This is a genomic window from Proteus sp. G2618 (assembly GCF_009915995.1).
GTDB classification, from domain to species: Bacteria; Pseudomonadota; Gammaproteobacteria; order Enterobacterales; family Enterobacteriaceae; genus Proteus; species Proteus terrae.
On the sequence record NZ_JAABNI010000005.1, the window covers coordinates 74,509 to 97,020 of the forward strand.

Annotated in this window: 12 protein-coding genes, 1 tRNA gene and 1 pseudogene; 7 read left to right on the forward strand and 7 right to left on the reverse strand. The window is 41.2% G+C overall.

Annotation, left to right across the window (positions count from 1 at the left end):
- Window positions 1-32: 32 nt before the first annotated feature.
- The 5 genes and pseudogenes from dptH to GWJ01_RS01620 form a co-directional block, all read right to left on the reverse strand.
- Window positions 33-5,081, reverse strand: a complete 5,049-nt coding sequence (gene dptH, locus GWJ01_RS01600; protein ID WP_161710624.1) for a DNA phosphorothioation-dependent restriction protein DptH — start codon at window positions 5,079-5,081, stop codon at window positions 33-35.
- Window positions 5,062-6,417 (reverse strand): DNA phosphorothioation-dependent restriction protein DptG, encoded by a 1,356-nt coding sequence (gene dptG / locus GWJ01_RS01605; protein ID WP_161710625.1) that lies wholly within the window; start codon window positions 6,415-6,417, stop codon window positions 5,062-5,064. The genes dptH and dptG overlap by 20 nt, the downstream gene beginning before the upstream one ends.
- On the reverse strand, window positions 6,417-8,015 hold the full coding sequence (dptF, locus tag GWJ01_RS01610) for a DNA phosphorothioation-dependent restriction protein DptF (RefSeq protein ID WP_161710626.1): 1,599 nt from the start codon (window positions 8,013-8,015) through the stop codon (window positions 6,417-6,419). Before dptF ends, dptG begins: the two co-directional genes overlap by 1 nt.
- A 126-nt stretch (window positions 8,016-8,141) precedes the next feature.
- A pseudogene (locus GWJ01_RS01615) lies at window positions 8,142-9,285 on the reverse strand (tyrosine-type recombinase/integrase); the annotation flags it as partial.
- A gap of 182 nt (window positions 9,286-9,467) precedes the next feature.
- Window positions 9,468-9,552 (reverse strand) — tRNA-Leu (locus GWJ01_RS01620).
- 1,509 nt (window positions 9,553-11,061) lie between these two features.
- On the opposite strand from GWJ01_RS01620, the gene ampH reads away from it, so the two are divergent.
- On the forward strand, window positions 11,062-12,291 hold the full coding sequence (gene ampH, locus GWJ01_RS01625; protein WP_161710627.1) for a D-alanyl-D-alanine-carboxypeptidase/endopeptidase AmpH: 1,230 nt from the start codon (window positions 11,062-11,064) through the stop codon (window positions 12,289-12,291).
- Between the two features lie 67 nt (window positions 12,292-12,358).
- Here ampH and lptG read toward each other — a convergent pair whose 3' ends face one another.
- Window positions 12,359-13,438, reverse strand: a complete 1,080-nt coding sequence (gene lptG, locus GWJ01_RS01630; protein ID WP_109394624.1) for an LPS export ABC transporter permease LptG — start codon at window positions 13,436-13,438, stop codon at window positions 12,359-12,361.
- Entirely contained in the window at window positions 13,438-14,535 is a 1,098-nt protein-coding gene (gene lptF, locus GWJ01_RS01635; RefSeq protein ID WP_088493952.1) for an LPS export ABC transporter permease LptF, read from the reverse strand. The genes lptG and lptF overlap by 1 nt, the downstream gene beginning before the upstream one ends.
- A 286-nt stretch (window positions 14,536-14,821) precedes the next feature.
- On the opposite strand from lptF, the gene pepA reads away from it, so the two are divergent.
- The 6 genes from pepA (at window position 14,822) to GWJ01_RS01665 (ending at window position 22,491) form a co-directional block, all read left to right on the forward strand.
- Window positions 14,822-16,330 (forward strand): leucyl aminopeptidase, encoded by a 1,509-nt coding sequence (pepA, locus tag GWJ01_RS01640; RefSeq protein ID WP_088493953.1) that lies wholly within the window; start codon window positions 14,822-14,824, stop codon window positions 16,328-16,330.
- 105 nt (window positions 16,331-16,435) lie between these two features.
- Window positions 16,436-16,885, forward strand: coding sequence for a DNA polymerase III subunit chi (locus tag GWJ01_RS01645; protein ID WP_109401961.1), 450 nt, complete (start codon window positions 16,436-16,438; stop codon window positions 16,883-16,885).
- 13 nt (window positions 16,886-16,898) lie between these two features.
- Window positions 16,899-19,787: a valine--tRNA ligase gene (locus GWJ01_RS01650; protein ID WP_109394626.1), complete on the forward strand. Its 2,889-nt coding sequence runs from the start codon at window positions 16,899-16,901 to the stop codon at window positions 19,785-19,787.
- Window positions 19,788-20,163: 376 nt separating this feature from the next.
- Window positions 20,164-20,673: a GNAT family N-acetyltransferase gene (locus GWJ01_RS01655; RefSeq protein WP_109394761.1), complete on the forward strand. Its 510-nt coding sequence runs from the start codon at window positions 20,164-20,166 to the stop codon at window positions 20,671-20,673.
- 422 nt (window positions 20,674-21,095) lie between these two features.
- Window positions 21,096-21,263: a YhfL family protein gene (locus tag GWJ01_RS01660; RefSeq protein WP_036914671.1), complete on the forward strand. Its 168-nt coding sequence runs from the start codon at window positions 21,096-21,098 to the stop codon at window positions 21,261-21,263.
- A 358-nt stretch (window positions 21,264-21,621) separates the two neighbouring features.
- The gene (locus GWJ01_RS01665; protein ID WP_161710628.1) at window positions 21,622-22,491 is read left to right on the forward strand and encodes a pirin family protein; all 870 of its coding nucleotides are present in this window, start codon (window positions 21,622-21,624) and stop codon (window positions 22,489-22,491) included.
- Window positions 22,492-22,512: the final 21 nt, after the last annotated feature.

Sequence of the window (22,512 nt, forward strand, 5' to 3'; positions counted from 1 at the left end):
TCAGAAAGCTAAAATCCATAGACCTACCAGGCTCAACCCTTAGAATTGTTCAGGCGGGATAACATGGAGGAAACCTTCACTTTCTTAACACTCATCTTCAACTGACTGTTATCCAAATGGTAGCCAACTGATAAACACTGTCCTTTGGATAGGTCTCCTAGTTGCTTTTCCCACTCAGCCTGCTTTGTACCTGGCATGCTCAGTTCAAGAATTTTCGCGTACGTCTTTGTCTCTGTTTTTGCTGGTGCAAAAATCAGCTTGTGACACGCCTGGAATAAACGATCTTGCTCATCTTTACGCAGCATACTTAGCGTTTGAGTCGCCAGAATTAGGGATACCCCAAACTTGCGTCCTTCCGTTAACATTTTGCCCAATGGGCTCTCCAGGCGATGATCTAGGTTCTGCACTTCATCCAATACAATAGGAATCGGTTTTTCCTTACTACCGTAACTACATGCGTAGGAGTATAGATCCCAAAGTAAAAACTCAGTACAAAGCATTGAAATATCGTGGTTAAGCGACGCAAGTTGCATAATTGTTGAGCGGTGATGTTCACTCTCAAACACATCATTCCAACTTTTATCACTGTCAGATGAAAACAAGTTAGACTTAACAAGAGGAGCCAGCTTGCTTGCAAGTGCTGGTCCTGCAGTTTCTTCCTCGTTTAGGTCATCCAACATATTCTGTAAGCTATAAGCACTACCATATCGTTGGACACCAGATTCAATCACTTCATTGAGCACTGCGATCTGGCGCTCGCCAATTGTCGAATATACCTTGTTAAAAACAGAGGCTACCCTTCCAGCCACCATATGAGGCTTCTCTTCGAGAAAAATCCCGCCAAAATCTTGCTTTTGAGCTCTAAATGGCGACATACCAAATGGCTCATTACAAAGAATATTGGATTTAGGATTTGTTCGTTCAATAAACTCCGGCTCAAGGTGATTCGGCAAGAATCCGTTTGTATAATCAATCACCAGCGACCGAATTTGAGCATCGGCCAAGCTCATCAACAAACCTTGTATACAGTAAGTCTTACCCTGCCCTGAGCTACCAAAAATGATCAGGTGACGGTTTGCTAAATCCTTGTGCCCGTACTCCCAGAAAACTTTTTCGCCGGTAAGCGTATTCTGACCAATTTCAACTCGGCATTCACTCGCATAATCTGGGGTTGGCTCTGCAGCTAACTTTGACGGCTCCTCTGTTTGGAGGTTCGGTTTTAAATCCTCTGGCTTATCGACCACAACGTCTAATGGAACGAGCGACTCTCTTTTTTTCAAAGCTGTCTGCCCCACCAACATATACTCCGCCGGCACATGGCAGATCTGTGCGATGTCCTTTTCGTTCATTAATACTTGAAGCGGGTGTTGCACCAGTGAAGGCAGCAAAGACATAGGAAGGTCAACCATCAACACGCCATCCTGCATGTTATAGCCAGGTTCGAAACAGCTTCCGCTTTCAAGGTGGCTAACCACTAGACCTGCTGGATAGTTCTCAAGCTCCGCAATCGCGTAGTTACCGCGTAGCCACTCTTCTTTCTCTGCCAGCAGGGCTTCGAAATAGTCATTGCTGAATACGTTGTACAGACGGTATTTGTCGATTTGCATCAACACTTGGCGGATAAACAAGCCTCGGTATAGCTTCGACGCCAGTGTCTCGTCGCTCAAAAGCTCTGTTAAATAGCGGCGAAGCTCATTCGCTTGCTGTACTGCTTTTTTGTAGTCTGGCGTGGAGCCTGCTTTCACTTCGACAGGAAGCAAATAAAGGTTACCCTCTTTAAAGCCCACCAGCAGTATATCATCTGAAATCGCGCCTTTTTTATATCCCTGCACATTGCGTGAGAAGTCACTGTCGGTCATTTTCAGGCCGATGTTACCCGACACGCGGATCATTTCACCAACTGAGAGCGGAACCCAGGTGATATCAGATTGGTGCACCAGACACGTCGCAAATTTATAGGCGCCGATAATGCCAGTTCGCTCTTTGCGAATGGTGTCGTTACAAGTCAACATCTTCAGTAGCCAATCACCATTGAAGGCATTGAACTCGTTAATCTGCTTGCCGCCACTTTGTGCAACCACCCTTTCGAACAAACCACGCTGTGCCGTCACGGTTATCGCATCGTAGCTGGCTGAGCTGGTGTACTGATCAGAATAATGAATAAGCACGATACATTGATTGGCGTGGAAGAAGTCCAGCGTCACTTTCGGGTCGATGATGGTGGTCCAAATCGAGCTGTCATAAGAGCGCGCTAGCAGAGATTTAAAGTCTTCACTGACCGCAAGAGCAGGAGCATTGGCCCCCGTGTATTGTGTGCTGGGCTTAAATGCTGGTTCTATTAACGAGCCAACATACTTCGCTATTTCCAAGTGTGGTTGGTTACTATATTGAACGTTTTGCAAACCAAATGCAGTGAAGTATGAGCCTTCATCACTTTTAGAAGCGTCGCCCGTCAGCAGACCATCACACGCAATACCACTAGGCATGTCGTCAACGCTCAAGGTCGTTAACTTCACGTTGTCGTTGTTTCTGAAAAAAGACAGGTGCGAGTAGGCTTGCCCTTCGCGTTCACTTTGAGCATTGGTAAACTTGCTGTAAGTTAGCCGGGTTCGCAGAATATCGATAATGGTGTCGGCATTTTCTCGCACTTTCTCTCGGTCCAATTCCAACCAAGACTTTAATTCTTCGTAATTGAACGTTTCTGCAAACTGGTCAAATGCATTGAAAACCAGCTCATCATCGTAGAGGTTGACATGAATTGATGCCGCTTTATCGAGGTTATCTTTTACATAGTCAACCAAACCGAGGAATAACTCTTCTGCACGATCTTGATTCACGGCATTCACCAACACACTCTTCTCTGAGCCGGTAAACAAGTGGCGAAACGCTTTTTGGAACTCGTTGATCTTTTCTTTAACCAGCTTGCGAACGAACTTCAGACAACTTTTCTGGTGAGGGACACTTTTAACCCAAAACCCGTTTTCTGTTACTTGCTGGTTGTAGGCAAACCCATGCTTGGGATGATAGACATACGGAAGCAGTCCACTTGGCCCCAAGCGATTGAACGTGACAGTTGGCAAGTCAGCAAAGCTGTCATCTTTTTGCATTTCATTACAAAGAGTTAAGTAGTAAGCCAACACCATTGGGTGGAATGGCGAGTAATATTCTTCACCATTCTCGCGAACCAAACCGATTTGCATCACAAGCTTTTGCTCTTTGGTAAGCATGCCACCAGTTGGGATCGCGTTGAAATAATCAAGGAATGCATCCACGGTCGCTTTCACGAGTGCCGTAAATTTAGGCCCCCACGAAACCAACGAAATAGTTGTTCGTCGGCTCGCTAGATAGTCAAACAGTGCTTGGTATGCTGAGTGAAGACCGTCATCAATAGACCTTAACTGTTCCAACGCCATGCTGTTGGATTCCGCTAGGTAGACTTGCTTTTGCTGAACAAAACACTCTTCCCAACGAAGTAGGCTAATGCGCGGCTCCATGACGCGAAATTCACTATGATCGATCGCGACAACGTCTTTACTCGGATAAAGCTCGCCAAACACGCAATCGTCAAACAATTTGTGGAAGCGAGATTGGTTAAGCAGCAATGGGAAGGACAGGCTGCTTTCTACCTGTTCACCCTCAATATAAAATGTCAGGGAATTATCACCTGATTTCACCACAAAGCTGATTTCTTCTGACTCGTTGGCCAAAGATTCAAAATCGACAACACCAAATTCTGCGCGGTCAACCACTTCACCGACATCATCTAGGCTTCGGTTTGCAGTTAGCGCCGGGTTAATAACCAAGCTGTTGTCTACCGTTTTCAAGGTAAGGCGTTTTTTTGAAGGCTCAACGGCGAAAATGTTTTTGAATGCCTCGAGGTGAAACTCACCTTTTCTGACAACCAAGCAACGGAAGTTATGGTGTTCAGAGGTATTGTCACGCTTCAATGCTAGCGTGAAAAACAAAGGCTCATTGGCATAACTAGCTGCTAGAGTAGCGTTTGCCCCTTTACTAGTTAGGCGCGTGCTGATGACTTCTTGTTTGCCAAGTGCATTCGCTGGCGAGACTTTAAACTGCTCTTTTCTTAAATCGCTGATGCCAGAAAAGCTCAGTTTAAGTTCAAACTCACTTTGCCCTTCTTCCAGTGCAATAATCAAGTGACGGTCACGCAATCCTGCTTTAGTTTCTTTTGGGTAGCGACCAATCACTTGCGCATTATTGGTCTCGTCGTCACCTTCATGCTTAAGGTTCTGAATCTTATTCCTTTTGATCTCTTCTCGATAAGTTTCAAACTCCACATCTTTCCAACCATCGTCAGAAAAATGTTCTTTGATAAACCTACTACTAAAGCCTTTCAGCCTTTCTTCGAGTTGCTGACCAAAATGCTCTACTTCAAACGACAACTCTTGGTAAAGCGTACGGTTTTCTTCTAGGCGCTGTTTGATCTGTTTTTTATTGCCCGATAACTCAGCAACAAAAGGATCCTCAAACATTCCTAGCTCGCTGAAACACAGCTCGCCATCCTCAACTGCCTTGTATAAAGACTCGAAACCGAACATGGTCGCACCATCTTCCAAAATCGCGTCAAATTGGTCGTCCAAAAGGCAAAGCGAAACGTCTCGAGATTTGTCAGATTGCTCAATAAAGCCACTAAGAGCGAATTTGATTTTCCCTGGACTCCACACCTGGCCAGACTGGCCAAGATCTTCCGCCGAGTTGATGAGAGTATCTAGGCGACTATTGTGAATTACCACCAGTGCACAGCCCTTCAACGGACCTTCCTGGCTTGCTATTTCGTCACGCAAATTAGAGATGTAGTTTTCGGTAAAGCCCGTTTCACACGCATCTTCGCTATGAAGCACTGGCACCACTTTGCAGTCTTCTAGGTCTAAATAGCTCAGCGCTACATCATTGCGAGCTTCGATCTCTCCTCCTTTTCGCGCTAAGAGCGCATCGAAAAGTCGCTGACTATTAGCATGGTCAGGAGAATTAAACTGGTAGCGATAGCCTGCGCGGATGTTTCCTTTCGCGTGCAGTAAAAACTGCTCAACCAGAAACGATTCAAATTGTTTTGCGCACATACACTGCATCTCCACTATCACTCATGCGTTCAACGTTGCCAATTCGCTCATAGAACTTAATAAGCTCTTGTTCTGTCTGCTTATCAACAAAAATCCCCCTTTGCTGTAAGCCAATTATCAGCTCATGGAAGCGAAGCCTTTCTTCCTTACCCACCACCAGGTTAGTAAGCAAAATAATGTGGTCTTGAGTGAGTACTAACACCCGACCAGAGCGACCGCGAGCTTGCACGAAGCCAGTAGCCATGTTTTCTTCAACCGCTTTAATATATTTTTTGATAGTCCCCGGACGGTCGGTTTTAGGGTCTCTGAACTGTTCTTCAGCAAGCTTCAAAGCATATTCCAACCAATCAATTGCGGTTTCTGCTTTTTCAGGTATTGCTGTTTCAAGTTTTCTGTTGTGGCGAAACATTTTTGCGTAATTTTCAATATACCCAGCTAGATCACTCCGCTCTGAACTCTTAATATCCTTTGCCAATTGCCACAAAGGTTTTTTTAATTTTTCTGGGTTTGGTTGAAGATTTTCCAGCATAGAGAGGAAGGGAAACAGCTTGAAAGACGATTCGCTAAAAAGCTTGTAACCGTGCTTTTTGATATGGATACGTTCACTGCTGGCGCGCTCATGATCCATGATGAAATACAGCGGTTTCGCGGTTGGGGCTTCACCTGTTTTCCAATCCGACAACGATAGGCTTAATTGAGCCGTGTAAGCAAAGCCATAGAATGCCAAGAAACGCTCGAACTCATCCAACAGGTATTTCGGATAACCAGTTAAAAACTCGAGGTCACGTTTAAACGCCTCTGCTATATAGGGCAAATATGGTGACTCGGTCACTTGGAAGTCCTTGTCACGATCTGACTTTGTTTTGTCTAAAAGCGTTTTAAGAAACTCCTCTTCGAGGAAGTTCAAGTTAGATTCAAATCGTTCAATTTGCTGTCCTTGAAGTAAGTTAATAAACAAGGATGCCATTCGCATGTCGCGCGTGTACTTGTTATCTTGACTCTTCTGGCTCTTAAACAACAGAAACTCAGGGGTTACCGAGAATATATTTTCATTAGTGAAATACATATCTTCAAGTACACTCCAAAATTCCTCTTCACCCAATTTATTTTGTAAGTTGTTTTTGCAATCCGCAGTAAAATCTTGGTAATTGTACTTTTCTATTTTTTTACAAAGTAATCCTCGCAGGACTAAGCCCACGACTGATGACCAGTCAAAATCATTGCCTTGCGTACGAATGGGAATGTAACTGCTCAACGTATTCTTATTTTGGAACTTATCAGCTACCGTTTGTGGCAAACCGGCCTTTATCGGTAATGTGGAATTATCGGTCGTCATTAGTGCATACCACTCACTTCAAAATAGTCACTTTCTTCTTTCACGATTTTGTAGCGCTTATCACCCTTGAGAATAAAAAAGGTCTCTTTTTGCTTAGCTACTGTCAGCATCTGTTCCAATGCTTCATCAAGTAACAAAACAGCATTTTTGTCGTGCTTGTTAGGGCGATACCCCTGCCCAATCTTGACCAAAAGCTCAAGTAGTTTGACGCTAATTGGCATTGGCTTAAGCGATTGTTCATCGACTTTCAGATACACATTGAAGGTGCCTATTTTTTCGAGTGTACTGTTTTGTATTGCTGAAAAATCGGCCTTAACTTCAAGAGACACCGCCGTTTTGTAGCCATTAAGCTCAGAAACTAAATACTCGTCTTTGTCGAGTGTTGGGGCATGACGATTACAATAGCGGTGAAGCGCTGCGATCAGCGTTTCTTTGTAGAAACTGCCAAGCAGTTTGCGCATCTTTCCTGAACCATCGAAATCACGATGTCGCATCCAGACAGATGCATAGGTTTCTACCAGATTGTTTGTGAACTCGTTTTGGATAGGCGTTACAAACTCATTGCTGAGCTCTTTGTCACCCCGAAGCAAATAGAAAAGGCGAAGAAAAGACGTTGCTTTGGTTACCTCGTAAAAACCAAGCTCGTTAATTTTAGATCTAAACGCATTGAAACGCTCATCTTCAATGCCCAGCTCATGCTGAAGCACAAACTCATCGACGGTGCGCGTGTGCAGATTACTTGGGTCAAAACCCTGTATACGGGATAACAGCTCGTTATCACTGCCTGCAAACAAGTTGTCGAACAAGTAGCCATCCGCCGCGAGCAACTGGAAAATGAAATCCAGTAACGCTCGGGCCGTGAGGAACTGATCTTTGATAAGACGGGCTTTGAGTAATAAGCCGATCAGAGATTCCTGAACTGAAGGGCGACTCAGCAGCGCATAGTTTGCCGTCAGGCGAGTATGACCTAGAGATTTGAGCTCTTTGTCATAAAGCGCATAGAAAGGATTCTCAAGCGTTTGTGCTGTCAATCTTTTTAGAAATTTTTCTGCAAAGTCTGATGCACAGCCCTCAGCATTGAAGGTGAATTTTGGATAGTCTTCAAAATCCAAGAATACGTACTGCTTTGGAATTGCTGATCGCTTACGAGAGAGAAAGTCTCTGAGCACCTTTTTGATGTCGCTATGCTCTTTGGAACCTTCTTCTGCATAATTGCCGAGCATACCAACGTTAATACCCACAACAAGTGGTTTATGACTTTGCTTGAACTGGGTGAATCTTTGATCAAGAGCTTGAATGGCTGTCTGCCTTGGATTGAAGCTGTGAGTCGCATCCAAATGGAAGTCATGAGTCACTTTGTGCTTTTGGCTGTACTGCGTCAAGATCTCAGACTTGCCATCACCACTACTTCCGCATAGGAAGATGACTTGATTGGACTTAGCAGATAGGAGTGCTTTTTTAAAATCCGCTTCTATATCTGTCATGATGTATATGTATCTCTTGAATCCGACGAGGTGATCTTGATAGTGCTCTCTCTCGGTACTGACCGCATACGGTGAAGACTTTGAGAGAATGCTGAGAGCTTGTGCAAATTTCAACGGTCATTATTCCTTAAAATAATCAGTAGGTTAAATATTACTAATAAATGCACTGTATTACTGTGATCTCAATACGAATATAGAGTGTCATCATAATGGACAAAAATCGATGAAAGAGACTGTAATTTAAATTGTGTATCTGCCTGTTTTTGATATGTTTCTCCTGTGACCTGCTCCCCGGTTGATCTTCGCATAGTCAAACGGCGTAATCCCTTTCTCCCGGTTCGCATCCAGAAAATCAGCCCACCACTGCAACATCAATTTGTGCTCATCCAGATGTTCCGCTTTATGGATATACGCCGCCCGCACCGAATTACGCTCTTGGTCGCTCATTTGCCTTTCTACCGCATCCTTCGACCATAGCCCTGACTCAATCAACGAACTACACGCCATCGTTCTAAAACCATGCCCACACACCTCCGTTTTAGTGTCATAGCCCATCACACGTAATGCATTGTTTACCGTGTTTTCACTCATGGGTTTTCTAGGATTGTGATCGCCGATAAAGATCAACTCATGATTGCCGCTGAATTGATAGATCTGTTTTAAGATCTCAATGGCTTGTCTGCTTAAAGGCACTAAATGAGGGGTTCGCATTTTTGATCCACGATGGGAGTGTTTAACCCCTTCTATCGCTTCGCGTTCAGCGGGGATCGTCCACATAGCATTTTCAAAATCGATTTCATCCCAACGAGCAAAGCGCAGTTCACTAGAACGAATGAAAACTAACAAGGTAAGTTTAACTGCAAGTTTAGTTAAAGGCCTTCTCTTATAATCATCGATGCGTTGTAAGAACTCAGGTAAGCGTTTAAGTTCTAATGCCGCTCTGTGAACTCGTTTACCTGTCGCAACTGCACCCGCCATATCTTGCGCGGGGTTATAATCGATTAAACCGCTTTGTACTACGTAACGCATAATGGCTGTCACACGCTGTTGTAAACGTGCCGCAACCTCAAGACGTCCAAAGATCTCTACGGCTTTAATGGGTTCGAGTAGATCGCGAGTTTTCAGTTCAGCAATATTGCGTTTACCAATAGCAGCAAAGATATTGTCCTCAAGGCTTTTGGGGACTCGATGGCTATGGCCTTCTGACCGCTTCTTATTCGTTGCGTGCCAATCGCGAGCAACTCTCTCAAATGTATCAAATTCTTTTTGTTGCTCTTCTTTCACTTATTTGCATTTTTCATTGGGATCAAAACCATTAGCAATTAACTTTCTCTCTGGCATCTGCAAGTGAAATATCAGGGTAAACATCCAGCACCAACATTTTGAGCCGTTGGTACAAACTATTATCGAATCGAGAAATACCAAAACGCTTATACCCACAACATGCAACAGCAGATACTTGATGTGAGTTGATTTTAGTATAGCGAGGAAGGCTAAGTGGAGGGGTAACACCCCACAAACCATAAATTTCAGGCATAAAAAAAGACGCTTTTAGCGTCTGATTTTTGGTGCCGAAGGCCGGACTCGAACCGGCACACCCGAAGGCGGTTGATTTTGAATCAACTGCGTCTACCAATTTCGCCACTCCGGCACTGAAGTGTGTCTGGAAAACCTGCCCATTATACTTGCGTGAACAACCCTCGCAACAATTATTGTTAGTTTTCAGTTTGATTGGCGAAAAAAAGTGCATTTGGGGTTTGTTGTTATCATAAAACACCATTTATAGGTTACATCAAAGTACCTATCATGAATGTTTTAATCATGATGTATCGATAAATCAATTATCTTGTATCTAAATTTACTTATTATCTTATTTCTATTTTTTATTTCTTATTGATTCTTCTTTTTAAGATCACACCATCATTATATAAATTTATTAAAACTAATTTAACTAATCGGTATGTTTTAAATTACATAACGATAAATAAAAAAAGGACCAAAACTTGGGTTAGTGTTTTGATCCAACAGTACTGCTAATAGAGGGCTTAATTTTATTTTAATGACTATAAGTTATTTTTATCATGTCATTGCCCTTTTCTTCCCTGGTGTGAGGAAGAAGGTAGTTATGTTTTATTAATATAATTTACTTCTTTATCTATACTACATATTATTGATATAAAGGATTTACTACTTTAACAAGGTAATTCTTACTACTACATAGGAAATTACTATTTAACACAAAGGTACTTATTTACTGCTTTAACGAAGGTACTGCTATCTAATATAAAGGTACTTATTTACTACTTTAACGAAGGTATTGCTATCTAATATAAAGGTACTTATTTACTGCTTTAATGAAGGTGCTACTATTTAATATAATGGTGTTGAAATATTACTACTAATATATAACTTATTTATTATTAAAGAGGCTATTTGATAATATGCCTTCTTATTACTTCACTCTATTATTGCTGTGTTATCTTTGCTCTGTAACTCTTATATTCTCAGTCTCTCGACTTGATGAAGCTATAATAAATTTAATTTCACAATCCCACAATCAGTAAATTATTACAAAATATGACACACTCTTATATTACCTTTATAAAATTTCAATAAAAAATCAAAAAACAATAAATATCAGAACAATAAACTGTAAAAGTAATAAACATAAGACTATAACACCGTTCGTTAACATTTTCTTGATATACATATCCTAACTTAATAATAAAGAAAAGCTAATAATAGGGTTAAAAACTAAGGTAAACCGAGAGAAATTGTAACTTAACGGTAATACTTACCTCATTTTTAGAGGAGAAATATGAGGGGAATGTCTTTTTATGATGCAATTTTTCTTCACTATCTTTTTCTTAGAGACAATTTGACACATTTGATGTCAACTTTTTGATAACTAACTATTGCACTGATAGACATTCTTATTTCTGATAATATAATCAAAATTTGGTTTAAAACTGATTAGAAGGCGGTGTTATGGGCATTGTTGGCTGGATTATAACGGGCATATTTGTTGGTATTATCTTAGGTGCCGTATTAAAAATGATAAAGAAAAAATAGCGCGATAAGAAAGGCACCAAATTAAAACATAAATAATCTTATGTTGATCGCATTCCTTTCACCTCACTGACTTCTGTTGAAAGTAAAAATGAAAAAACATTTTCTAAAGTATCTTATGATCCCTGTCGCTTTACTGACATTGAATGCGTGTAGCCAACGTTCGTCATTACCACCAGCGACACAACCGTCTATGTTAAATCAACAGAACAATGTGCCTGAACTGACGCAATGGCCTACAGCATTAAGCCCTAATGTACGTAATGCAAGTGCGTTGTTTGATAAATACGCTTCACAGATTTATCAAAAAAGTAATCCTCAAGGCATGGTTATTGTCATGATCAATAACTCTCAAACCTTGAACCGTTCTTTTGGGACGACAACACCTGAAAGTCGCAATACACCATCAATGAACTCACTGATCCGTATCGCTTCTATCACAAAGCTGATGACCAGTGAAGTGATGTTAAAGTTACAAGATGATGGAAAATTATTAGTCACCGATCCACTACAAAAATACAGCTACTACGGCGTAAATATCCCATTAGTTAGCGCTCAATCCCCTATCCGTCTTTATCATTTAGCAAGCCATACTAGTGGCTTCCCACGAGAACAACCTGGAGGAAAATGGGGAAGGCCTGTTTTTATATGGCCAACACATGGTGACCGCTGGAACTGGTTGAAAAAAGCAACGTTGACATCAACAGCTGGAGATCAAGCCGCTTATTCAAACCTAGCTTACGATCTATTAGCGGATGCCTTAGTGAAAGCATCTGGTAAAAGTTATCCTCAACTTTTACAACAATATGTCACTCGACCTGCGGGTATGACTAGCACCACGTTGACGCCGACTCCAGAACAATGCCAACGACTATTAGTAGGATATAAACCAAGCCCATGCTCTGACACCATTGCAGCAGCCGGAAGTGGCGGTGTGTACTCAACACCAGCCGATATGCAACGTTGGATGCAAGGCTTTTTGAGTTCTCATAATGCCATGCGAAAAGCAACGGCAAGTAAAGAGCAGTCTGTCTACTTTCCTCGTAATCGACTCTCTTCAATAGAAGGTATGGACGTTGCAGGTCGTGCTGATGGTGTAGGTTTAGGCTGGGTTTATATGGCTCCAACCAATGGCGTTCCAGCGATTTACCAAAAAACTGGCGGCGGCGGTGGCTTTAATACTTATATGGCAACCATTCCCGAATTAAATATCGGTATATTTGTGGTGATCACCCGTAAACCTAACGGCACTAAATTTAGTGAAGTCACTCAGGGGACTAATGCTCTTGTTCGTGCTCTAGCAAAAGATTTTTATCAGTGATCGCAATCCAATAACGATAAAAAAAGCGCCTTGTAAGGCGCTTTTTGTTTTTCTTGGCTGATATTACTTAGCGGTTACGCTTCATCAATAACCATAAACTTAATGTTAGGAAGAGTATTCCCGGTACTAATGCTGCAATCACTGCCGGTATGCCATAAACCAGACTTAATCGCCCTGAAACCTCATTGACGATATAGAATAAGAAGCCAAAAGAGATACCCGTTAAGACTCTTAATCCCATTGGTACTGTACGTAATGGGCCAAAAATAAATGACAATGCCATCAACATCATTACTGCAACAGAGACTGGAGCAAAGATTTTTTTCCAAAAGTTCAGCTCATAGTTTGCTGATTCTTGCCCACTCTGTTTTAAATATTTAACGTACTGATAGAGTCCGCTGATCGATAATGCATCCGGATCTAACGCCACAACACTTAATTTTTCTGGCGTTAATCGAGTTGGCCATTCAAGTGATACCTGTTTTTTACCTGTAATCTTTTGTGGATCAGTTAAATCAGATTGATCAACCTGTTTCAACATCCACGTTTTTTTATCCACATCATAGATTGCACTTGATGCATAACGTACTGTTTCTAATTTTCTATCATTACTAAAATTATACAGAGTGATACCTTGCATCTCATTTTGGCTCTTTATTCTGTTGATATGAATAAATTGATTGCCATCTTTAGCCCACATACCACGGTTAGTAGAAACTAAAGAATTACCCATGATTTTTTCAGCGCGATAGTTACGTGCGTATTGCTCACCTTGTGGTGCGCCCCATTCACCAATCAGTACGGTTAACAGTACTAACGGGATCGCGGTTTTCATCACAGAGCCTGCAATTTGCAAACGGGTAAACCCTGAAGCTTGCATCACCACTAGCTCACTACGTGTTGCCAATGCACCTAATCCTAATAATGCGCCGAGTAACGCAGCCATGGGGAAAAAGATCTGCACATCTTTAAGGATATTTAAAATGGCGTAAATACCCGCATCCAGTGTGGTGAAATCCCCTTGTCCTACTTTACGGAGTTGATCAACAAATTTGATAATGCCGGAGAGTGAAACCAGCAAAAATAACGTCATCAAAATTGACTGTAAAATAGTACGCCCGATATATTTATCTAATACACCAAACATCAGGCAACTCCTTTCTTAAAGCGAGCACGGAATTTACGCATAGGCAAGGTATCCCAAACATTCAATAAGATAGCCAAGGCAAGATAAACGCCATTAACACTCCACATTGCAATTAGCGGATCCAGTTTTCCTTTTTCACCATTAGAGTGCAATGAACTTTGTAATAAGAAGAACACCAAATAAAGCAGCATGGCAGGTAACATACTTAATACACGGCCTTGGCGCGGGTTTACCTCACTTAAAGGTACGACCATCACAGCCATAATGACAACAGAGAAAATCAAGGTTAAGCGCCAATGGAATTCAGCAATAGACTCTGTTTCATTAGAATGCCAAAGCTCAGTCATCGTTTTTTGTTCTACACGGTTACTGCTAATAGTAGATTCACGGTGCCCAATAACAGCTTGGTAGTCATTAAAATCAGTAATACGAAAATCACGTAATACAGCCGTACCTTCATAGCGAGTTCCCTCACTTAATACGACTATCTGATTCCCGTTAGGTAATTCTTTGGTATAACCTTTATCTGCCACTACGACAGAAGGACGCTGATCTTGCGTTGGACGCAACTGTGCAAGGAACACATCTTGGAATTGATTTCCTTTTACACTACCAAGATAGAGCACCATATTGCGGTCACTGGACATTTTAAATTGCCCTTCCATCAATGCAGCTAAACTTGGGTTTGCTTTAGCATCCTCAAGGACTTGCTCTTGATGTACCGAAGACCAAGGAATCAGCCAAATGACATTTCCTGCGGCTAATGCGCTGGTCAGTAGTGAGAGCAACAGTGCAGCTTGCACTAATGCTTTCTTACCTATCCCGCACGCATTCATGACGGTTATCTCACTTTCAACATAAAGTTTGCTGTAAGTCATCAGAAGGCCAAGAAAAAGGCTTAATGGAAGAATAAGCTGTGCCATCTCAGGAATTCCCAGCCACAGCAGAGAAATCACGAGGTTTGTAGGAATGTTACCTTCAACAGCAGCCCCTAAAATTTCAACCAGTTTCTGGCTAAAGAAGATAAGCATCAAAATAAATAAGATGGCTATCTGACTTTTAAGGGTTTCCCGAGCTAAATATCGAATTATAATCACGCTAGTTATGCCTGTGAAAACTTGTCTTTTTGCAGGAAAATCGCTAACTTCGTTGTATATCTATCATTTGTGCATCTCAGTTAGACATTCTTGCAGCCCAAATGATATCAAAACATGCTATAAACAGGTTCCCAATAAGAACAAGCTTATAAGTTAGCTAAATTAGTTGTGTTCAATTAATGCATTTAGCTTAACATAAAAAGTAAACTTTCTATGGGGTAGATTAATGCGGATCACTATTCTAAACGATACTTTCCGTTTTTGTCTTTAATATTCAGGAGAACGCATGGAGTTTAATGTAAAAAGCGGCAGCCCAGAGAAACAACGCAGCGCTTGTATTATCGTGGGGGTGTTTGAGCCTCGTCGTTTATCTCCGATCGCGGAGCAACTTGATAAAATCAGTGATGGCTATATCAGCGCCCTGTTACGCAGAGGTGAACTGGAAGGCAAAGTCGGACAATCATTGCTGTTACATCATGTACCAAATGTTCTCTCTGAGCGCGTTTTACTGATTGGTTGCGGTAAAGAGCGTGAATTGGATGAACGCCAGTATAAACAGATCATTCAAAAAACCATTAACACTCTCAATGAAACTGGCTCGATGGAAGCTGTATGCTTTCTGACTGAGTTGCATGTTAAAGGTCGTAATAATTACTGGAAAGTACGTCAAGCGGTTGAGACTGCAAAAGACTGCCTCTATACCTTTGATCAACTGAAAAGCAATAAAACAGAATTACGTCGTCCATTGCGTAAAATGGTCTTTAATGTACCTACTCGTCGTGAACTCCCAAGTGGTGAACGCGCAATTGCACACGGTTTAGCCATCGCATCAGGTATTAAGGCATGTAAAGATTTAGCTAACATGCCACCTAATATTTGTAATGCCGCTTATTTAGCGTCTCAAGCTCGTCAATTAGCAGACTCATCTTCAAATGTATCTACGCGTGTTATTGGCGAAGAACAAATGAAAGAGCTCAATATGAATGCTTACCTCGCGGTAGGACAAGGCTCTCAAAATGAATCTTTAATGTCGATTATCGAATATAAAGGCAATAAAGATCCTGAAGCACGCCCAATCGTATTAGTAGGTAAAGGACTGACATTCGACTCTGGTGGTATTTCTATCAAACCTGCTGATGGCATGGATGAGATGAAATACGACATGTGTGGTGCAGCAACGGTTTACGGTGTGATGCGTGTTGTGGCTGAACTCCAGTTGCCAATCAACGTTATTGGCGTACTTGCAGGCTGTGAAAACATGCCGGGTGGAAAAGCGTATCGCCCTGGTGATATTTTAACAACCATGTCAGGCCAAACCGTTGAAGTATTAAATACTGATGCTGAAGGCCGTTTAGTGCTGTGTGATACGTTAACTTATGTTGAGCGCTTCGAGCCTGAATTAGTTGTCGATATCGCAACATTAACAGGCGCTTGTATGGTGGCTTTAGGTCATCACTACAGCGGATTAATGTCTAATCATAATCCGTTAGCACATGAGTTAATGAATGCATCAGAGCAAGCAGGTGATCGCGCTTGGCGTTTACCATTAGGCGATGAGTTCTATGAACAAATCGAATCTAATTTTGCTGACTTAGCAAATACAGGTGGCCGTTTAGGTGGTGCAATTACTGCCGGTTGTTTCTTAGCGCGTTTTGCGACTAAATATAACTGGGCTCACTTGGATATTGCAGGTACCGCATGGCGTTCTGGCAAAGCAAAAGGCGCAACAGGCCGTCCTGTTTCTTTATTGTCTCAGTTCTTACTCAATCGCGCGGGTTTGAATAGCGACGATTAATACCGCATAATTATCAGGGTTAAGGTATTACCCTATTATTATGGTAAATAGAGCAGACTCCAAGAAGGGTATTGCAACGCAATACCCTTCTGTTATCGGGATATCATGAAAAACGCCACGTTTTATTTAATGGAACACCCATCAATACACGAAGATTTACAGGCTCATGAGTGGCTTGCCTGTCAACTTACCGCTGAACATTGGCGATTAGGCAAACGTATTTTGTTGGTTTGTGAGTCTCAGGCTCAAGCTGAATTGCTTGATGAGGCATTATGGACAAGAGAACCTCATCAGTTTGTTCCTCATAATCTTGCAGGTGAAGGCCCTCGTTATGGCTCTCCTGTTGAATTATGTTGGCCTGGAAAACGTGGTAATGCACCTCGTGATCTCTTGATTAATTTGCAATCGCAATTCGTAGACTTTGCCACAGCTTTCCATGAAGTGATAGACTTTGTACCTATTGATGAACAATTGAAACAGTTGGCGCGTGAACGATATAAAATTTATCGTAGCGTCGGCTTTACTTTGACAATGGCTACGCCGCCAACCTATTGAATACGTAAAGAATATGGAAAATAAATCCGCACCAAAAGAGCCATCGCTCGACACAACATATAATCCAGCAGAGATTGAACAACCTCTGTATCAGCATTGGGAAAAAAACGGCTACTTTAAAGCCAATGGCGATACAACGAAAGAAAGCTTCTGTATCGTGATCCCACCGCCAAACGTTACGGGTAGCCTACATATGGGCCATGCTTTCCAGCAGACCATCATGGATACCATGATCCGTTACCAGCGCATGCAAGGTAAAAATACCTTATGGCAGTCAGGTACTGACCATGCGGGCATCGCGACTCAAATGGTCGTTGAGCGTAAAATTGCTGCTGAAGAAGGTAAAAATCGTCATGACTATGGTCGTGATGCATTTATCGACAAAATCTGGGAATGGAAAGCGGAATCAGGCGGTAACATTTCTAACCAAATGCGTCGTTTAGGTAACTCTGTTGATTGGGAACGTGAACGTTTCACAATGGATGAAGGGTTATCTAAAGCGGTTAAAGAAGCTTTTGTTCGCTTACATAAAGAAGATCTCATCTACCGTGGTAAACGCCTTGTAAACTGGGATCCTAAATTACACACAGCGATTTCTGATCTTGAAGTTGAAAACCGTGAAGTTAAAGGATCTATGTGGCATTTGCGTTATCCTCTAGCGGATGGGGCAAAAACAGCTGAAGGTAAAGATTACCTGATTGTTGCAACAACACGTCCTGAAACCATGTTAGGTGATACTGGTGTTGCTGTTAACCCTGAAGATCCTCGCTATAAAGATTTAATTGGTAAAGAAATTATTCTACCAATCGTTAACCGTCGTATCCCTATTTTAGCGGACGAACACGCTGATATGGAAAAAGGGACTGGTTGCGTAAAAATCACCCCTGCTCACGACTTTAATGACTATGAAGTTGGACGTCGTCATCAATTACCAATGATTAATATCATGGATTTTGACGGCAATATCCGAGTCAGCGCAGAAGTATTAGACACCAACGGTGTTGAATCTGACGTTTACAGCACTGAAATTCCAGAAGCCTACCAAGGTATGGAACGCTTTGCTGCACGTAAAGCAATGGTCGCTGAATTTGAACGTCTAGGTTTATTAGAAGAGATCAAACCTCACGATTTAACCGTACCTTACGGCGACCGTGGTGGCGTGGTTATCGAACCTTTATTAACAGACCAATGGTATGTTCGCGCAGCACCTTTAGCGAAACCTGCCGTTGAAGCAGTTAAAAATGGTGATATCCAATTTGTACCAAAACAATACGAAAACATGTACTTCTCATGGATGAATGATATCCAGGATTGGTGTATTTCTCGTCAACTGTGGTGGGGTCACCGTATCCCTGCTTGGTATGACAACCAAGGCAACGTTTATGTTGGTCGTGACGAAGAAGAAGTTCGTCGTGAAAACAATATCGCTGCTGATGTCGCATTACGCCAAGATGATGACGTACTGGATACGTGGTTCTCATCTGCACTGTGGACATTCTCAACATTAGGCTGGCCTGAAAACACAGAAGCACTAAAAACATTCCATCCAACGAATGTATTAGTCAGTGGATTCGATATTATTTTCTTCTGGATCGCCCGCATGATCATGATGACCATGCACTTTATCAAAGATGAAGACGGTAAACCGCAAATTCCATTTAATACGGTTTACATGACAGGTCTTATTCGTGATGAAGAAGGCCAGAAGATGTCAAAATCCAAAGGTAACGTACTTGATCCTCTGGATATGATTGACGGTATTTCATTAGAGAACCTGTTAGAAAAACGTACTGGTAATATGATGCAGCCACAAATGGCTGAAAAAATTGCTAAACGTACTAGCAAAGAATTCCCTGAAGGTATTGAAGCACACGGTACAGATGCTCTGCGCTTTACCTTAGCGGCATTAGCTTCAACAGGTCGCGATATTAACTGGGATATGAAACGTCTATCAGGCTACCGTAACTTCTGTAACAAGCTGTGGAATGCAAGCCGCTTTGTTCTGATGAATACAGAAGATCAAGATTGTGGCTACCAAGGTGGTGAGATGACATTCTCACTGGCTGACCGTTGGATCTTAGCTGAATTTAATAATACCGTTAAAGCCTATCGCGAAGCATTAGATAACTATCGTTTCGATATCGCTGCCGGTATTTTATATGAGTTCACTTGGAACCAATTCTGTGACTGGTATCTTGAGCTATCAAAACCTGCGGTACACAAAGGTAATGATGCACAAAAACGCGCAGCACGTCATACACTGATTGAAGTGTTAGAAGGCTTACTGCGTCTTGCTCACCCAATTATTCCATTTATCACAGAGACAATCTGGCAACGTGTGAAGGAAGTTAAAGGCATTGAAGGTGAAACCATCATGCTACAAGCTTTCCCTGAGTTCGATGCTTCACTAGTGGACGAACAAGCACTTAACGATCTTGAGTGGATCAAAGAAGTTATCGTTGCGGTTCGTAATATCCGTGCTGAAATGAATATTGCTCCGGGTAAACCACTTGAAGTTATCTTACGTGGTGCCGATGACAATGCGAAACGCCGCGTTAGTGACAATATTGGTTTCTTAAAAGCAATGGGTCGCTTAGCTGATATCCGTCCATTAGCAGAAGGCGAAGAAGCGCCATTATCGGTTAATAAACTGGTTAACGGTGCAGAATTGCTGATCCCAATGGCGGGCTTTATCGATAAAGATGCAGAGCTTGCACGTTTAGATAAAGAGCTTGAAAAAGTAGAAAAAGATATCTCAACTTTAGACAGCAAATTATCTAACGATGGCTTTGTTAGCCGTGCGCCAGAAGCGGTTGTTGCTAAAGAGCGTGAACGCTTAGCGACATGCTTAAATGCAAAAGAGAAGCTAATCGCACAGAAAGCCTCTATCGCCTCTTTATAAGCACTATCGCTTTAAAGACACTGAGATTAATAATGAAAACCCGCGTTTACCGCGGGTTTTTTACTTGGTATATCCCTGTTAAAAAATAAAACCATTTTTCACTTTATTTTTTATTATTCACGGTTCTATTCTCGGTAATATGCCTTTCTCCTCCTTATTTTCACTTAAATTTAATCACTCACTAAAATATAACGCTAGAAACAAAAGGAATAAGTAAGCAAAGAGAAAGGGTTAACGGTTTACAAACACACTTAATCAATTAAGATAGTTTTTGTGGCCATCCGAGCTACTTTCAATGAAGAAGTTCCTTTCCGGTGCTCTCTCAATAAATAATCAAAAAATATTCTACTAATAAGTGAAAACGATGAGTGCAACTATGACTGCAACCCAAGCTATAACCTCAAATATTGTTATCCGAGCCATTGAAGAAAAAGATAACGCAGGTATTGCACGCGTTATTCGTGAAGTCTCGGCAGAGCATGGTTTAACTGCCGATAAAGGCTTCGCGGTTGCCGATCCAATTTTAGATACTCTCTATGAAGTTTATCATCAGCCACGCAGTGCTTACTGGGTTGTTGAAATGGATGGAGAAGTTGTTGGTGGGGGTGGTGTCGCACCACTTGCTGGTGGCGATGGCAATACTTGTGAACTACAAAAAATGTACCTTTCATCCAAATTACGAGGCAAAGGTATTGCGAAAAAAATCGTTCTGCAATCTCTTGAATTTGGTAAAGAGCAAGGCTTTAGCCGTTGCTATTTAGAAACCACAGATATCTTAAAAGCGGCTGTCGGTTTATACGAAAAACTAGGATTCGAATTTATTGATGAAGCATTAGGCAACACTGGACATAGTGATTGTGAGATCCGTATGGTGAAGCCACTTTAAGCGTTCTTGCTGTTCCCTACGTAATACAATAAATAAAATAAGCTCTACTTTACCCGCATTTTTTATGCGGGTTTTTATTAGCAGAAAATAGCATCTATTAACACAAATCCTGTTTATCAAAATGATATAAATACAGTATATTTCTATGCTTATTTTCACAATTAATTTTTTAATTAATTATTATCAAAATATTATTAATAAAATTCTTATCTTAAATTTTATTAAAACCTACAAGTTTAAATCGTTTTTCATTCCACTCTAGATAATTATATTTCCCTTCTTAAATAAAATATTATTTATCTTATTTTATATTTAAAAAAAGAGATTTTTTTATATTGCTATTTATAGCTAATTTAATATCTTTATGCAGATAAAGTCATGCATTGGCTTTTATAACTCTAAAATTTAAAAGGAATTTTTTCATGAAAAACTTTGTTAAAATTGCACTTATTGCTTCTGTAATTACTGTAATGACTGGTTGTACTGGAAGCGTATACAATAAAGAAAAAGACTGTAACTACGACTACTTACTGCACCCAGCAGTTTCTATTTCTAAAATCATTGGCGGTTGTGGCGACACAAGCAAATAAGATTTAAGAAATAAACGTATTAATAAACTACATTCTGACTTATTGTTGCTAAGAAAGGATGTAGTTTTTTCAGTTTTAAAAATAGAATCAAATAAAAATCAATTACACTAAGAGCTATTTCATCAATTATTTAAATATAGCCTCTTTATTATTCCTACTCTCTTTATTACATTCTTTTTCTTTCTTTTTCACCATCCAAAGTCATTCATTTTTTTTGAATACCATCAACAAATTCCCCCTATTTTATTCATCACGCGAACGCTTTATGATCAGCCTCATTAAGAAATCGCAATAATCTGTATTACCTCCTTCTGTGTCTTGGTTATTGCGGTTTCTTTCCTTAACTCGGAGAACAATCATGACTATCAGACAGATTAATCATATTTATTCGGCGCCAAATTCACACTGGGTAGGTAATGGCTTTCCTGTCAGCACCTTATTTTCCTATCAGGAAAATGGTGAGAAACATAGCCCGTTTCTGCTGATGGATTATGCCGAGCCAACACTATTTAAACCTGTTACCAATGCCCGTGGTGTAGGAGCGCATCCTCATCGTGGATTTGAAACCGTAACAATCGCCTATCAAGGTGAAGTTTCTCATCATGACTCTAAAGGTCATGCTGGAACGATTACCGCAGGTGATGTGCAATGGATGACCGCTGCTTCTGGCATTTTGCATAAAGAGTATCACTCTGAAAAAATGACCAAAGAAGGCGGTGTATTGGAAATGGTGCAACTTTGGGTGAATCTGCCGACAGCGTACAAAATGACACAGCCTCGTTATCAGGCACTGAAAGCAGAGGATATCCCTCATGTTGAATTATCGAATAACCAAGGTTATGTAAGAGTAATTGCTGGTAATTATGCCGATACACAAGGTGTAGCAATGACCTACTCACCGCTGAATGTGTGGGATCTGCGTTTAAATCGTGCAGGTGTTTCACATCACAGTATTCCTGAAGGTCATAATGCAATGTTGTTTGTAGTAAAAGGGGCCGCACATATCAATGACAGTGAAATTGCACGTCAACACGATATGGTGATGTTAGATAATCATGGCGATACACTGACATTAGAATCAATGGGTGACACCATTGTTTTAATTCTAACAGGTGAGCCGATTAACGAGCCTATTGCAGGGCAAGGACCTTTTGTTATGAACACACAAGAAGAGCTACTACAAGCTTTTGATGATTATGACAATGGTAAATTTGGTGTAATGGATTAATAAGATTACCTTAAAAACAAT